The following is a 16902-nucleotide window of genomic DNA, read 5'->3' on the forward strand; positions in this document are numbered from 1 at the left end:
TTTTTAATCATTTTATCAATATTTGATCCGGTTCGAAACCTGCAATCCGCCTATTGATCCACTGAGTGCCGAGCTGAATACAACCTGACTAAGGCCAGCATCCCAGTTATTGCCGAGTGCCATATTCTTAACTGTATTGATGGAAGCTCCAATAGCCTCACTCTTAATAATACCCGTTCCAATCCCCTTGGCCAGAGCGCCCCATCCTGCAGCTACAGGTCCGTTGGTAGCCAACCCTGCAAGTGCTGCGCCCTTTTCGGTAACCCATGCACCAGCTTTTACAGCTGTTGCCACGCCAGGCTGGCCGAAAACTTCTAACAACCCTGCAGTAGCACGCGCCGTAGCCGTAAATTCTGTAAGTGCTACCTGAGCTGATTTGGCTGCAATACCTAAACCAGCTCCGAAACCTCCGCTTAATGCACCGGTAAGTGCACCAATGCCCATTTGGATACCGTATTCTTTCCAGCTGAAATCATCGAAGTGAAATGCAGAATAGGTAATCGAACTTACCCCAGCTCCGTAGAAGACACCGGAAAGTGCTCCCAACCCAATAGCTGCTGGTGTACCTAATCCCCCAGTAACTACCTCAAGAACCGCAGCTACCACGTCAATAACAACACCGATCAGGATTTCTACAGCACCAATAAATATCCCTCCAATAGCACTAAAGAAACTACCAATAGAGAACATACCGGTTGGATCAATAAACAACACCGGATTGTTGGATGCATAAATATATGGACTAAAGTACTGGCGGCCTGGATCGGTTGCAATAAACCTTCCTATCGAAGCACTATAGAAACGGGCCCTGTAATTGTACAGCCCAATTTCCAAATCAAACTCCTGACCGGTGTACAAGTAAGGCAGAAATCCAGGGCTTGGTTCATTGATGTTTGACAAAGCACCAAATGTGAGGTATTCATAAGATGCAACCACATTTCCACTAAGATCAATAACCGCTCTTGCCGAGCCAAGATGATCACTTAGGATATGATACAGCGTTGCAGTGGAACCGTCGAGCTTTCGCATAGCAATGAGACCACCAGGGCCATAAACATAGTTCACAGATGACCTCGTTTTTCCATCAGCATCAATAAAAACTTCTTGCAATGGCATTGCACTGGTACCCCGCACGTATAATTTTGTTCCTGCCGGCGAAACTCCTCCTGTAACGGTTTTTAGCAATCGTTCATTACGGCAACCATAAGTAAAATTCAACGTACTGCCACTCTGAGTATTGTCTACAATGCTTACAGCTAACATAGAAGCAGGATCGTAAGTAAAACCCAAAGCAAATGGTTTGCTGATCTTTGAATCAGCCATGTTCATGGAAATAGCATTCCCGTTTTGGTTGTAGGCAAACTGTGCGATTACCTGAGAATTATTAATATCACTAATGGTATTTACCTGTTGGTTGCCTTGATTATAGGTGTATGCACACGAGATGTTGCTTCCAGTAAAGTTCTGTATGTTACCATTTTTATCATAATTTACATCAGGTGCAGCTGATGTGCTTGCAGGTGTGTTTGTAGGCACCTTTGCGTTTTGTAGCTGCCCAATAGCGTCGTAGGCATACTGGTACTCGTTATTGGCCTGGCCACTCACCTGCGCGGCAGAAGAAGCAATGGTGCCGTCAAAATACCCAGCGTTGGCATAGCCCCCCGATGTATAAGTGAGCGTCTCCTCGAAAATACTTGAACCTTCCTGGTTCTGATTATTGATGTTCAACAGCCAGTTTGGTGCATTAAAACCATAGGTCTGTTTAATAGTCGCGTTTGTAAGCACCAGCTGATTTTCCAATGGTGTACCCGCCGCATCATAGCTAAAGTTTCCGATCGTACTGGTTCCCGATTCGCCCTGCATCTGTGAAGACATTTTATCTGTAATTCCGATTATCTGGTTCAATGAATTCAATTGGTAAAAAACAGCATATTCATAGGTTTCATTCGGGTATTGAATTTGAGTAATTGTGCCAACATCATTGTATTCATAATTAACAATTCGTTCGGTACCACCATCAAAAGCGTTTACGGCAAGGGAGTCGGAAATAGTATTCCCAAAAATATCGTAAGCCAGGCTTTCTGTAACATCTGCAATTCCGGCGTTGCCATTATTGGCTTGCATAGCAGAAATTCTACCGATGGTATTTAAACCAACAACACCTCCATCATATATGTTTTTTTGTCTCCAGGTCGGATTATTCTGCGGCCAAAGCGGATCGGTATTGGCATATTGTTGCAACTGCTGCTGGTTCCAGGCTCCTGCAATATAGCCAGTTTCAACGGGACGGGAGAGGAGATCGTATTTTACATAAACATAGTTTCCATCTGTTGCGCCCTGTTGGTCCTGTTTGAAACGGATATTCCCTGCCTGGTCGTATATAAAAATAGCAGGCGCATTCGTACCTTGCTTCAGCGTGAGCAGTTGATTTAAATAATCAAAAGTCTGTAGTGTTACCCAATCATTTTGCACGGAATTGGCCGGTGGGTTAAAATAGTTTGGAGAGCGGACAATCGTCGGGTTGCCAGCGTCGTCAAAGCTAGTTTCATTTTTGATTTCAGTACCGGTAGCAGATACATTTTGGATCACTTGATCCAATAACGTGCTTACTTCATAAAAGACGTTGCCATTGGGATTTGTTGTTGTTTTTTTAGCATAAATCATCGCTCCAGTCTGACCCGTTACTGCACTATAGCTGGTAACGGTACATTTGCCGCCATTTACCCTGAAATCTTCACCAGGTACACTTTCCTGAACTATGCGTGCAAGTGGAGATGTTTCAAATGTTTGCCTTGCAAATGGATAACCGTTATCAGTAGGATAAGCAGCACTCACCAAGCCTGTCATGGTTCCAGCAGTCCAGTTCATGGCAGCAAAACCACTGCAGTAGCTAAACATCGGATTTTGCTGTGGAGAAATGTATGCTTGCTTAGTCCTTATAGCAATTCTGCCTAAATTATCGGATATTAACTGACCGACCACCATTTGTGAGCCAGCATATTGCTGCGCCTGGATATTCATCCCATTTGCATCGTCGAATGAGATAGCAGCCATTGGCATTACCGCTGTAGCGATTTGTGAAATGGCTACCTTGTTGCCGAAGAAAATAGTGGGCACACCAGCAAAATGAGCATCTGCCGTATAGCTGAAGATCATTTTTCCATCTGCCCAGAAAACAGCGGTTGATTGGCCTACAAGCAAGGTCCACTGTTTATTCATGGTATATACTGCGATGTTAGTACCATCTAATTTAAGCGCATAACGATAAGCATTATCTGGACTGGTAATTGTCCAGCCTTTGCCTGTAGCAGCACCTGTGCTGATCGTAGATGTTTTAGGAAGCAGGAAGCCGGCCTTATTAAATTCATTGCAAAGACCATCAGACAAGACACCTGTATCAAGCTGGTTTTCAAAAGGATTCTGCGCAAGATTAAACGCACGTGTATCTACCGGAGGGAGCAAATTTACGCCGGCTGAATCCAGCAACTGCCAGGAAGTTAATTGCGGATTCCATTGAACGGTGAGTGCCAATCCCAGACTGATCCCCAATGGCGTAACAGGCGTTTCGAGCAGATTGAATTCAACATCCAGCGAAAAGTCTGATTGCATATCATCGTTGGAATGCGTGAGCGAACCTGCTGTGCCTGCTGACTGCTGCGTAAGAACAGTACCAGCGACATCCCAATTGCCGCTTTCTTGCTGCCATACAGATGACCATTCCGAACCACGGGTAAATTCAATGAGATCACCACCATCAGCCCCGGTAATAGTAACCGAAGAATTGGGATCAGCCGCAACAAACACCCCTAAATTTCCGCTACGGGACAGGTAACCATTTTGAATTTTTGATGTTCTGTCTGCCGCATTGGTAGATAAAATTTCCTGCTGAAAACTATCCAATACCTTACGTTTTGTTTCGCCATTGGCGCCAATTACGGCCGTAGGTTCTTCTAACGTATTTTTATAACCATAAGCCTCAATAATACAAGCCAATGGTGTAAATCGCAGATTATCTACAAGGACATTGCAGGATGTATTCTCATTTTCGCAAGTAATGGCAATCTGTGCATTACCTTGAGGGTTAGGAAGATCAATTAATTGGGATACGTACATCCACTGGCCAACGGTATCCGGGAAGTTTAGCACGTACGACGTGCCTCCAGAAACAGATATTTTCCATGAAGCATTACCCACGTTATTGTTAAATACCGAAGGCTTTTTTACCCAAGCAGAAAATATATATTGCTGATCCTGACGGATGGGGGTAAATAAGCCTTGCACGCCAGCCGTACCAGTACTGCCTGCTGCAATGTTTAGGCTGTTGGTACCAGTATGCGCATCTACTACTGTATTCTGAGTATTTGGAATAATTGTACTTCCAGACCCCATCACCCAACCGATTGGCGTTTCATAAGTTTCAAAGCCATAGTAACTCACCTCATTTCCCGACAAACTGCCATTTGGAAATTTAGCAACTAGTGACTGTTGGTTTTTATCGTAAATGAAAGAGGAGATAAGCTGATTACCATCTACCTGCTCCGTGATGAGGTTACCTGTACCCGATCTGGAAATGATTTTGGTCTTCAATTGCCATTCATCTGTAGGGGTATCCGAAGGAAATTGTGGTGCTACAGTGCCTGGCTTTGTCCAGTCAAAAATCTGATAAGCGGCCAGTTTGCACGAACCGCTACTATTACAATCGGTGTTTACCGTACTATCTGCCCAGTTGCGAAAAGTAGTGGCCTGACTCTTGACATAATTCCTTGAACTATTATCTGCCGGTGCTACGCTCTGGGTTGTCATGGCCACCGTAGAGAATATGTGCAGCTTGTTGAACGAAGTAGCATATGCCGGAACCTGGTAAGCGTATAAGGTTTCTGTGCGCATATTTTTTTGAACCCCATCAGCATCATAATAAGATTTCTCTTGTGCTAGTAATACACCAGTAGTCTTGTCATAAGTGCCTGTAGACCATTGAACAATGCCATCTTTCATGTTGGCCGTTTTTTCGCAACGTGCATATCCGCCTAAAAGGTATTTGCCTGTCACGTCTTTAGAATAAACCGTCCAGTAATTTAGCTGCGACGATACGAGGCTACCATCGTTAGCAAAATCCTTTTGGCCAAGCTGAATGCCGTTAAGGATGTTCTGGAAATTCTGGAGTCCACCTGAGGGGTAAAGTGTTGATTGCTGGGCAAGTCCGTTAGAATAATAAAACTGACTACTTCCTTCTGGTGTGGATGTTGGCAAAGCAGCGCTCTCTTTAACACCGGGAACCACCATCACCAACGGATACTGTGCCACCCCCATCAAGGCATTGTAAACAATTTGCGACTCGGGAGAGTTGGCATAATAGTAGGATTGCGTAAAACGCTGCTTGGCATCATATTGATCCTCAATTACAAGATATGCCACGGGGGTATCTGTTGCCGACTGATTGAAATTAACTTCATCGAGGTTCCATAAATCCATTGTTGGGCTGGCATCAAATGAGGCTGCAGATGAAGGGTAGGTAACCAGGAAGCGGCCAGCAACCAGCATCGTTCCGGCCGTACCATTGGGTACGAATGATTTAACATTATTTAGTTTCTGCGGTACTTGCGCGGTTCCGTTTTTTAAAGCTGCTACGTAGGATGACGCTGTATTGTCACTAGCATCCTGGTAGCTGATAAACCTCGGCCCCCGGTTTTGGAGACTCTGTGGATCATTGAAACTACCGAGTTGAGTTGATAATGACCTCCATGTGCCGTCTGTGCCCCTAAAATAGATGGTTTTTCCAACCGTCATATAATTACCCGAAATACTCGGGTTATTTCCGGATGGAACATTTGACAATATAGACCAGTTACCGGCATTCGGATTAAATGCCGCCCATTGATTGGGCGCGGAACCACTAGCTGGAGAAAGAATGGATATATCCTCACCAGTAGCCATGTTCAGCCCAATTGTTGCGCCGGGAGACGAAAAGCTTTTCTGATTCCACACAGAGCCGTAATGCTGATCACCGCCGGCATTGCGCAATAGCGCCAGGTTGTTATTTACAGTAGATCCAACGATTGATGTCTGGAATATTTGATAAAGTGAATTTCCACTTACAATAGGGGAAGATAAATCAACAGAGCCAGGAGATGATGGGTTCAGTACGGAGAAATTTTCATCCCAATTAAATAATCTCAGGCTGTAATTAATAGCAGTACTCGTCGTGCTTGTTGCAAATGTAAGTACCAATGAACTTGCTGTAGGGCTGATAGCGAGATAGGCCATATTGGTTGGCTGATCTACCACCACATCAATATTGCTTAAAGTCCATTGGCTGCCATTTTTCCATGTGCCATCTAAAGCACGGTAAAACAGATAATTTTTGAGCTGACGTGAACTTTGGAGATAACAGGACACGGCATAAAAATTCTGCGCTGCAGTAATTGAAGCCAGTACGCAATCTGAAGAATTGGGCAGCAGGGGAGATCCGTTTCCATTCCACATGCCATCCTGCCAGTTATACGAAAATCCCTGTACACGGTTAGTGGTATAATCGGTATTATAGGCCATTACAAAACTATCACCGGCAACAAAAACAGACTCAGCTTTAGAATTGGCCTTTACGGTAAGTATGAAGGGCTGATTATTATACATGACCCAGTTTCCAAATTTTAAATCCTGTCCTGCATCATCGTTGCGGAATAGGTACAATTCGTCGTTACCGGTGGAGCTGTTGCGGAGAGAAAGCGCAAAGAAATTTTCTGTAGTTTGTACCATCAGGCTACCGGTGGCTACGGTCTTACTGATGTTTACAGTTTGGCTTACCCACTGCCCATTCCAAGATTGCATCCTTAACTGTACCTGGTTGTTGCTCTGGTAGGTGAATACGACGTAATTAGATCCAAACCAAACGCGCGGAATACTGCCAGTAACAGGATTTTGTAGCTGTACTTTTTTAGATGAATTAGCTGATGTTATGGTCTGCGTTTTATATTCAAAGGACGCCTTGCCTCCTTCAGGATATACAATAGCGCTTAGGGCACCAGGATTGATACTGGATGAATTTGTAGGAAAATATTCAAAATTCATCGCTGGAAGCGTTTCGCCCAGGTTGGCGTATTGAAACACTGACTGAAGGCACCGCTTGTACATCAATGAATAGTTGCCGTCAGAAGATGCAGCATTATTCATGAATTCGTAAGTGAACTTCATGCCTGAAAGCGGATTACCATCTGCATCCGCCACGTCAACAGCATCTAAGAAATAGGTTTCATATCTGTCCTGGTAAGCATTGGGAGAGGGGGGCGCTATCTGGGTATGCAGTGGCTGGTATTCAACAATCGGCGTACCGTCACTGTCACTACCAGGATTAAGCATACCAAATTTATTTCCATAATTCAAAGTAATCACACGTCCGTAGCTGTCAGTTACTTTGCCAAGGTAAGAAGCCTGAGTATATGCCAGCCCGGAGGAGATTAATTTCTGCAAGACACTGATATATTGATAATGAATCGAGTTGCCCATTGGCGTAACAATGGAAACGAGATTCCATGCAGTAGGGTAAAGCACCTGTGTTGCGCCCACATTGCTGGAGCCAATCCAGTTTCCCCAGCTAATACCCCATTGGGTGCCATTTGAAGCCGTATTATTTCCAGCACCATAAGTATATGTAAAACCATCTTCTTTTATGATGATCCAAATCTTTAGTGCAGGGTTATACTGTACAGACCAAAACTGGAAATTCCGCAATTGAAATATCCAGTTTCCATTAGACGTTTCCCCCGTTTTTACCATTGGATTGGCACTTCCACCAGAGACCAGATAATACTTATCAGAGGTCACAGATGCACTTCCTCCTTTGTCTACCGTAATCATTTCAATAGGCATTTGCCAGCCTAAACCCAGAATTCCGGTAGGGGCCTCTGTATTCCAGGTATTTAAATTGTTTTTTACATTACTGGAATAAAGAACAGATAATTTTACATCAAGGCCTTCCAGCCCAGGTAAAGTCATCAGATCCAATGGCATAGATACACAGCCTCGAAATTTGTTGACACTACTCTTAATGTTTCCTATTGCCGTTTTATCAAACTCAAAAGAGTGTAAAGCCGGCACTTCAGATTGAGCAGCACTGCTGCCATTATTTGATGGTTTAGTAGACATAACAGGATGGATTTTAATTGAGAACTTTTAGTGATTGAAGTTGGAGATGCGTTATTTGGCTAAAAAATGTAGACTTATTATTTAATTCAAAACAGTAAACTGTTTCTCTATTTTTTCTATGGAAAGTTGTTCTATTTGTTGTGGAAGGGTTTTAAAACAGGTTCCTTCTTTGGGAAGAGTTGTCATTGTATGCCTCAGGTAGAAGTCGTCAGGAACATGGAATACACTTGTTTTAGCGGGGTCTGCCTCTTCATCTACATGGCAGCAAAGCAGCGGTAAATGGGCTGGTATAGCCACACCTGCAGCAACGGGTCTTATAGCCGTGCTTAAATTGGGTGGTGAACCATGAATTACTTTTGTATTCATGAATAACACTTGTCCAGCCTTCATTGGTATATAATGCATATGCCTGGCTTCAATAGTTTCTACCAATTCTGGATAAGGTAGCATAATAGGTGAACGGTAAAGATTTTTTAAGCGATGGCTTCCAGGCAAAACGCCAAGGCAACCATTGGTTTCATCTACGTCAACGAGCGGGCACCATATACTAAGCCCAATGTGGTTTTCTTCTTCTACAAAAGTCGGATCCTGATGTAGCGGAAACTTACCATATTCCGAATCTGCCCGCTTGGCCACGAAGCTTCCTAAAACAAATTTATATTCATTTAATACAGGAAGCAGGCGCCGTTCAAAAACGGGCAAGATGTTTTGATGGATGAAACGTCGCATTTCAATATCCTGAAGTACCACTGAAGCCACAATATCAAACGTATGTTGCACTTCAACAGCTTTAAAAACCGACTTTAAGTCAACTAGATCTTTTGCGGTAAGAAGGTTCATAACCAGATATCCCTGCTCCTGGAAAATTGCATCATATTGCTGGTCAATAAATACGTTTTGTGCCATAGTTTATTGGATTAAAAAAATGAAAATTACATCCAGTTATATATTACGCTGCTGTTATGTGGTGCTTTTGTTGGAATAATTTTTGAAAGTACCCGCATGATGGTTGCAGTTGTAATAATGGATTTCTTGTCTTCGTAGTATGCTCCCGAAGGATTGTTCCAGGGCTCGTAACAAAAGTTATCTGTTACACGCAGATTTGCAGAACCATGCCACTGTCCATTCTCTGCCTGCCAGTTGAGCAAGGTGCGAAGATGGGCGCCTATTTTTTCATCAGCATAACCTCTGATGCATTCAATGCCGATATAACAGGCAAGATCAAAAGCGTTGTCAATCTGAATAGAAGATACATCATATTCATAAGCATCCAGCGGCTCCTGCAGCCCCAAACGATCCAGTACTTCCAATGTAATGAATGTACTGTAATAGGGGTTTCGCCACCAGTACGAACGCCAAAAGCCGTTGTCCATCCGGTGGGTGTGTAAAGCTTTTTGAAACGGATCAAAAAATGTGGCCCTATCTTCAGTCGACATGCCGTGATAACCCCATGGAGTAACATCCCAATGACCTGTGGCCCATGCATCAGGTTCGGTATAGGTAGCAATACAATCATCTTCTCGCCAGTGTTCCTGAAAAAATAAACGATCAGTAGCTTCAACAGGAAGGCCAAGTTCATCAAACAATGCAACGGCCATCGCAGTTGAGTCCGCATCAGGCCCTGTCATGGCATTAAATCCCCATCCAGAATTGTAGCTCCTTTGATCTGAAAGCCAATAGGCGGCTTTTGTTGCAGCATCAGTAGCGCTATTGTTGCCACTTTTTTTACCATACTGTGCCAGCGCATGTGCGGCGTATGCCGTAACCCATTGGTCTGAAGTCCCTACCGGCAGGTGATAATCATCCCAGCTGCCATTTTCGTTCTGTATGGATATCAGGTACCGCATCGAATCTTTGAGCGCTCCCCATATTTCGTCTGATTCCGGCATGCCATTTTGTACATCATGCTTGATGTATAAGTTTAATCTTGGTTTCTGATCAAAAGTAAGTCCAAACCCAATGAAGGCTATTTGGTATTCCTGACTGTCCAGCATGATGCTGGTATCAACAGGTGTAATCGAGAAGTGTGCTGTTAATTTGTTAATGATTGATGACCATTCTTCAGGTTTGTATTTGAGGCAATGGCCGCACAAGTCGGCTTTTACATCAGCATGCGCACCAGTTTGAAGATTAAAGCCCACACTCATCACCAACCCATTCAAATCTGTTTTATATTTTTCTGTTGCAATGGCCAGGAAGTCTTTCATTTCTTGCGATGAAAACAGCTCGATGCCTAAATGCTGGAAGTCTGTAGTCTCGCGCATTCTGAAATAGATCTTAGCTCTTGAATTTTCAAGCGTGCTTCCCTCTAATCCCGCACTTGCAACAACACAATGTTTTTTTAATTTATTTATGATGGCCATCGCATCATTGGCAGAAGGCAGAATTTCTTTGAGCCAGGTGGTTACCGTATTCCATCCCTTTTCCTGGCTGAGAGGTGCCATTTCCAGGTAAAAAGCAATTCCAGGCTGTTGCGGACTTGTGCCAATCCATGCAAATCCTTGTTTGTAAATGTTACGGTCATCTTTGCTTTTTGGCAGTAACATTTCAATTGTTTTTTCAGCAATCTCTTTTAAATCACTGCTTCCACTGCTATCAATAGCTTGCAGAAGTGTTTTGATAGATGAATGATACCGCGATTCGATGGTTGTGTGAAAGGAACCCGGGTCAACGATAATCCTGAGTGATGTACCCTTGCCAGAAGTTGTAATGCAAAGTTGCAATGGTGAACCATCATTGTTCAGGCATGAAGCACCAATAATAAAATCTTCCGAGCCAAAATCAGAATCAAGAAGCTGGTAACAGCTATCTGTTAAAGAGTTAGCCGTAGGTTGGATGCGCTCAGCAAGCGAAATAAGCCGTTGAACTTTTTGGCCGAGGCGTACACTACGAATCATATAATTTTTTAAAATTGAGAGGACAGGATAAATTAGATTTTGATTTAGGAGCTTATAAACCCCACGGTCGATTTGAACATCAGCCGCGGGGTTTAAATAGTTTAAATTGTGATTGCAAACAAAGAATGTTACAAACGTAATTATGAATTAACTACCTGGTTGAATATTAATCTGTGGAGCCTGCCCCGTGTTGCTGCCTCTAGAACCAGATGTGCCATTTGAACCAGTATTTCCCGGCGTTCCGTTTGCACCGCCTGATGAGCCGCCAGTACCGGCTGTGCCGCCTGTGCCGCCAATACCGCTGTTGCCTCCATTACCAGGAAGACCAGCTACAGGATGGCCAATAAGCTGAGAGCCAGCATCCAGACTTCCGTAAGTGATATTGATCACATTACCATTGCCGCCATTGCCACCATTAGCGCCGTTACCTCCGGCTCCGCCATTACCGCCGTTACCGCCGCTATAACCTCCACGCGAATAAGCGCCTGAACTATCGCCGTTACCACCATTGCCACCGTTACCACCGCTTCCGCCGTTACCTCCGGCTCCGCCATCGCCACCATTTCCACCTCCACCTACAACAGAGAAAGTACCGGTAACTTTACCAATGTACATGGTAGTAGCAGGAGAATCACCGCCGTCGCCGCCATTACCGGCATTACCACCATTACCACCAGTGGCACCGCTGGTACCGTTGGAACCGTCGTTACATCCGGAAGCCCAGTTGCAACTTGCATTCTGACCAGGAACGCCGTTCTGGCCGTTTCCACCTGCTGAGGCATTTGTGCCTGCTGCACCTGGGGCACCAAGAATGTTGATATCTCCGGTAGCTTGCTGCGCCATTAATGCTTTTGCATTGTTGGGTGTTGATTTGATTAGGGCAGCAATGGAAATTTTGCCGGTTGTCTGGACAAAAATTTGTCCACCGGGTAAAACGGTTACTGTTCCGAACTGATTGTTAGTGTCCGTAATGTAAAGCGGACTCGACGGACTTACTGTCACGTCTACTGCTGTCGATGAGGTTGACATAGAATTGTTTTTTAGATGGTTAAAAATTTAGTGATTAATATATAAATGGATTGTATTATTAAAACACATATTATGAATAAAAATAATACATACATATTTAATATCCAAATAATTAAATTATCTATAAGCTGAATACGAAGCTTTTAATGATAATCAATAAAAAAAAGCTTATTAAAAAAATCATCATTATGCCTATGCAAAATAAACTCAGTTCTTTTTACTTGAAAAAATATTGAGTCAGTAGATTAATTCTATTGCCACCGTAAATAGTTTCACAAAGAAAAAAAAACTAAACAACTGAAATTACAATACTAAAAACTTTATATAAAATATAATAAAAAAATGATTATCAATTATTTATAAAAAAAATAAGAATATTAAATCAAATTATTCCATGCTAAAATCAAAGCATTCATATCATATTTAATCGGAATAAATTTCTTGAGTAATGACTAATTAAATTATTTCAAACTGATGGTTTTAGTACATTGTAATTAATTCTTCAAAGAAGAAATTAAACATAAAAAAATATAAATGAAATTAAAGTAATACATTTATAAGATTATTAAAATTACATTTATGTATTATTATAACAAAAAATGAGTAATTTTAATATTATAAATAAAGACATACAAAATGTGATGTATTTTTATGTGATTAAATGTAATTTTCTCACAAACCACAAAAGTATAATCAATACCAATCCAGGGATTCATATACTTACTGATCTTTTTTTTTGTAAATCCCTAGTACAAAAATAGAACCATTCGAAACGTGATTTGGCGTGACTAATGAAAATTAATTCTAGGATGGAATAGCCCAATACTCGTTAAAGTTCGAAATCGTAATCATACCGCCCATATTTGATCCTTCCCTGTAAATTCATCTTATAGGATATCTTGTGAAAACTTAAGATCTGGGCAATTTGGAGTTTTTCCAGCGGAATGTTCTCCTCAATATTATTGACTAAACTTACCAATGGATGCATAGGAATGTTAGCAGATCAGGAAAGGGCATGGCAAGTTTTCAAGTGTAAATACGACTTGCCTCGATTCGATATCTACAATTAATTAGAAGAAAAAGTTTAAAGAAATCTTTTCCTAAAAAAACCCTGAAAGATGCAGCCCTGCTAATCTCTTTTTGGATGCCGAATAACATACCAGATTTTATTTTATCATGGATTTCGTTTTTTTTAATGCTGAACCAATTACTTGATGCATATCATAATATCTATATTCTGCTAGTCTTCCTCCAAAAACAACATTATTCTCTTGATTAACCAACTCCATATACTTTTTTAATTTTCGATTATTCTTTTCATCATTTATAGGATAGTAGGCCTCTTTACCTGGCGTCCACTCTTCAGGATATTCCTTTGTAATTATTGTTGTTGGTTGAACTCCAAACTCAAAATGTTTATGTTCAACGATGCGAGTATGGGGAATTTCAACTTCTGTAGAATTAATTACGGCTACTCCCTGATAATTGGGTATATCTAGTACTTTGTGATCAAATCTCAAACTTCTATATTCCAAATAACCGTACTGATAGTTGTAAAACTCATCAAGTTTCCCAGTATAGATTATACAATCTGCTTGCTTAGATAACTCTTCACGAGAATTAAAAAAATCAACATTAGTCTTGACTTCTATGTTTTTCAAGAGCCCATCAATCAAATTATTATATCCACCAATGGGTATACCTTGATATTTATCATTGAAGTAGTTATTATCAAAGGCAAACCGTACGGGTAGTCGTTTTATAATAAATTGTGGTAATTCAGTAGCCTTACGACCCCATTGTTTTTCAGTATAGCCCTTTATAAGTGTTTTGTAGATATCTATACCCACCATACTTATTGCCTGTTCCTCCAGGTTTTTAGGATGAATGATTCCGGATTTCTTAACTTGATCCCTAATTTTCTCGTTCGCTTCCGATGGCGTTTTCACCCCCCACAACTGATAAAAAGTATTCATATTGAAAGGTAGATTATATAGATGGCCTTTATAATCCGCAAGTGGTGAGTACCTAAAATTATTGAATTCTACAAAAGAGTTTACATAATCCCATATTGACTTATCATTTGTATGAAAAATATGGGGACCATATGAATGTACATTTATTCCTTCTATTTTATCACAATATACATTTCCACCAGTATTATTTCTCTTATCAATAACTAGGCACCTCTTGTCAGCATCGGTCATTTCCCTGGCAAATACTGCACCATACAAACCTGCTCCTACAATTAGGAAATCATATTGCTTCATAGTAAAATAATTTATAGATACGTTTGTTTCAAGTGGAATAAATTTCCGTACTCAAATCATATTTTAAATATTCATGGGATCATGAAATGATCTTAAAGGTCTTGAAGATTTCGAGAATTTATTTTTCTCGTAAACTCGCCGATATTTTTATTAATAACTTAGATGCAAGTCGTGGCCGGAAGAGAATGAATTTGAGCATATTTTAAGATTAGCGTTTTATTAATAAATTAACTGTTTATCTAATAAAATTACAATAGTTTAATAAATTTTATTTTTAAAATATTTTTAAAGAATTTGCTGATTGGTTAAGGACGGGATATAGGCTTACTGAAAAATAAGAATCACAAAAAAAGAAAAGCAAACATTTTTCTTAATGGTGCCATATCGCTGGCAACTTTTCATCCAGCATTTTTGCATAGAGTCGGGTGGTGCAGATATTGGTATGCCCATCATTTCAGGTACGCTTTCGATAGATACGCCGTTCAACAGGGTGACTGTGGTCGCAAAGGTATGGCGGGCGATGTGTGAGGTGAGTTTCTTTTCAATTCCGCACAGGTCGGCAATTTCCTTCAGGTATTCGTTCATCTTTGGGTTGCTGGGAACCTGAAGAAGCAAGCCTTTATTGAGGCAAACTTTGTTGGTGGACTATCTATCAACAATCTTGACAGCTGTTGACAGTAGTGGAACCGATGACCTTTTTTTGGTTAACCGTTTTGCCTTACTCACCGAATCACTCACTAATTTTTGTGAATTCATGTGATTTTTGGCAATTCCGTAAAAGCAAAAACCCTGCTAATCGTGCGATTGCAGGGTTTTATACATTTTGATAGTCTTTGGTGTGATCCCGCTGGGATTCGAACCCAGGACCACTACATTAAAAGTGTAATGCTCTACCAGCTGAGCTACGGAATCTACTTTATATAAACGTTAATCGTTTCCTTTAAAGTGGTGCAAATATAGGCGTATAGACTCTTTCATGCAAATAATAAATCGATAAATGCGGTAGTGTATTGATTTATAGGCAAATTAATTATTCGGCCTTTCTATTTTCGAATAGATTTGATAATTTTTCCTATGCTTAACTTAAATTCATATCCCCAAAGTGAGAAAGGCCTAAGAGAAATGTTAAAATTTAAATTACAAAAGCGGTGATCCATATTTTATTAAAAATTATTGTTTAGTTTGGCCCAAACAAATTAAACCGAACCAAACTTTATGCTACAAACAACAAAACCAGTCCCAACACAGGGGCCAAAACCGCTTATTATTATCTGTGCCTTATTCTTTATTTTTGGCTTTGTTACCTGGGCAAACGGAACCCTGATTCCATTCTTTAAATTATCTTTTGGCTTATCAAATTTACAGGCATTCTTTGTAACCTTTGCTTCGTATATGGCTTATTTCTTTTTAGCTTTACCATCATCGTGGATACTTAAGAAAGTGGGCTTTAAAAATGGGATTGTTTTAGGTTTGGTGATTTTGGGCCTTGGTTCGTTGATCTTTATTCCAGCAGCCCAAACCCGTACTTTTGGCCTTTTCTTAGCCGGTATATTTGTTCAAGGCGCGGCATTAGCTTTGTTACAAACGGCATCAAATCCTTATTTAACCATTATAGGCCCCATAGAAAGCGCTGCCAAACGCATTAGTATTGCAGGCATCTGTAATAAATTTGCCGGTATGATTGTGCCATTGATTATGGGCAGTTTGTTTTTAAAAAATGCTTCTGAAGTAGAGAAAAAGATCAAAGCGGCTACGGGCGCAGTTCATGAGCAGCTGTTAAATGATGTATTAGGCCGTGTAAATATGCCGTACATCGTTTTAGCAGTCGTCTTCTGCCTTTTTGCCGTGCTAATTAAATTTACCGATTTGCCGGAGGTAGAAGTTGGAGAGGATGTAATCGACGAAAGCAAAGGAGCAGTTTTAAGACACAAAAGCATTTTCCAGTTTCCACATTTGTTCTTAGGTGCGCTTTGTATTTTTGTATATGTAGGTGCTGAGGTTATGGCTGGCGACATTATTGGTATTTATGGAAGGGAGTTAGGTATTAACGCTGAAATTAGTGGGAAATTAACTTCTATTACGCTTTTTAGTATGTTAATCGGTTATATTATTGGTATCGTAACGATTCCAAAATACATCTCTCAGCAAAAGGCTTTAAGAATCTGTGCCATTTTAGGTATCATATTTACCATTTTATCTTTTGTAATTTCTAGCTGGTTTGCTGTAATTTTTGTGGCTTTGTTGGGTTTAGCCAATTCATTGATGTGGCCGGCAATTTTCCCGCTCGGTATTAGTCACCTGGGTAAGTTTACTAAAATCGGTTCAGCCATTATGATTATGGGTATTGCAGGTGGGGCTTTAATGCCATTGTTATATGCTTTCTTGAATGAAAAATTACATGTTAACTTTCAATTGGCCTATCTTTTAACCGTATTGCCATGTTACTTATACATCCTATATTTCGCCATAAAAGGCCACAAGGCAGGGTTAAATCTGAAATAACCAAAACCAAATAAATTAGATGATTAAGCCCGTTCTTTAATTAGATTGGGCTTTCTTTTGCG

Annotated in this window: 7 protein-coding genes and 1 tRNA gene; 1 reads left to right on the top strand and 7 read right to left on the bottom strand. The window is 40.9% G+C overall.

What is annotated here, in order from left to right; genetic code table 11:
* Nucleotides 1-15: 15 nt before the first annotated feature.
* The 7 genes from OQX63_RS00210 to OQX63_RS00240 form a co-directional block, all read right to left on the bottom strand.
* Nucleotides 16-8142, bottom strand: coding sequence for an RHS repeat-associated core domain-containing protein (locus tag OQX63_RS00210; protein WP_265848886.1), 8127 nt, complete (start codon nt 8140-8142; stop codon nt 16-18).
* An 81-nt stretch (nt 8143-8223) separates the two neighbouring features.
* A complete protein-coding gene (locus tag OQX63_RS00215) occupies nt 8224-9048 on the bottom strand; it encodes a phytanoyl-CoA dioxygenase family protein (protein WP_265848887.1) in 825 nt (274 codons plus the stop codon).
* Between the two features lie 26 nt (nt 9049-9074).
* Nucleotides 9075-11039, bottom strand: coding sequence for a prenyltransferase/squalene oxidase repeat-containing protein (locus tag OQX63_RS00220; protein ID WP_265848888.1), 1965 nt, complete (start codon nt 11037-11039; stop codon nt 9075-9077).
* A gap of 147 nt (nt 11040-11186) precedes the next feature.
* Complete coding sequence (locus tag OQX63_RS00225) at nt 11187-12068, bottom strand: hypothetical protein (protein WP_265848889.1); 882 nt, start codon at nt 12066-12068, stop codon at nt 11187-11189.
* A gap of 1166 nt (nt 12069-13234) precedes the next feature.
* Nucleotides 13235-14338, bottom strand: a complete 1104-nt coding sequence (glf, locus tag OQX63_RS00230; protein WP_265848890.1) for a UDP-galactopyranose mutase — start codon at nt 14336-14338, stop codon at nt 13235-13237.
* A 324-nt stretch (nt 14339-14662) separates the two neighbouring features.
* Nucleotides 14663-14923, bottom strand: coding sequence for a hypothetical protein (locus OQX63_RS00235; protein WP_265848891.1), 261 nt, complete (start codon nt 14921-14923; stop codon nt 14663-14665).
* Between the two features lie 254 nt (nt 14924-15177).
* A tRNA-Lys gene (locus OQX63_RS00240) sits at nt 15178-15250 on the bottom strand.
* 303 nt (nt 15251-15553) lie between these two features.
* Between OQX63_RS00240 and OQX63_RS00245 the strand changes: the two genes are divergently transcribed.
* Nucleotides 15554-16840 carry a sugar MFS transporter gene (locus OQX63_RS00245; RefSeq protein WP_265848892.1) on the top strand — a complete coding sequence of 429 codons (1287 nt, stop codon included), beginning with the start codon at nt 15554-15556 and terminating at the stop codon, nt 16838-16840.
* Nucleotides 16841-16902 lie beyond the last annotated feature (62 nt).

The organism is Pedobacter sp. PF22-3 (assembly GCF_026239555.1).
Lineage (GTDB): Bacteria > Bacteroidota > Bacteroidia > Sphingobacteriales > Sphingobacteriaceae > Pedobacter.

Excerpts from the sequence above, each read along its gene's own strand:
- OQX63_RS00210 (WP_265848886.1), bottom strand. The coding sequence starts at position 8,142 with ATGTCTACTAAACCATCAAATAATGGCAGCAGTGCTGCTCAATCTGAA.
- OQX63_RS00215 (WP_265848887.1), bottom strand. The coding sequence starts at position 9,048 with ATGGCACAAAACGTATTTATTGACCAGCAATATGATGCAATTTTCCAG.
- OQX63_RS00220 (WP_265848888.1), bottom strand. The coding sequence starts at position 11,039 with ATGATTCGTAGTGTACGCCTCGGCCAAAAAGTTCAACGGCTTATTTCG.
- OQX63_RS00225 (WP_265848889.1), bottom strand. The coding sequence starts at position 12,068 with ATGTCAACCTCATCGACAGCAGTAGACGTGACAGTAAGTCCGTCGAGT.
- glf (WP_265848890.1), bottom strand. The coding sequence starts at position 14,338 with ATGAAGCAATATGATTTCCTAATTGTAGGAGCAGGTTTGTATGGTGCA.
- OQX63_RS00235 (WP_265848891.1), bottom strand. The coding sequence starts at position 14,923 with ATGAACGAATACCTGAAGGAAATTGCCGACCTGTGCGGAATTGAAAAG.
- OQX63_RS00245 (WP_265848892.1), top strand. The coding sequence starts at position 15,554 with ATGCTACAAACAACAAAACCAGTCCCAACACAGGGGCCAAAACCGCTT.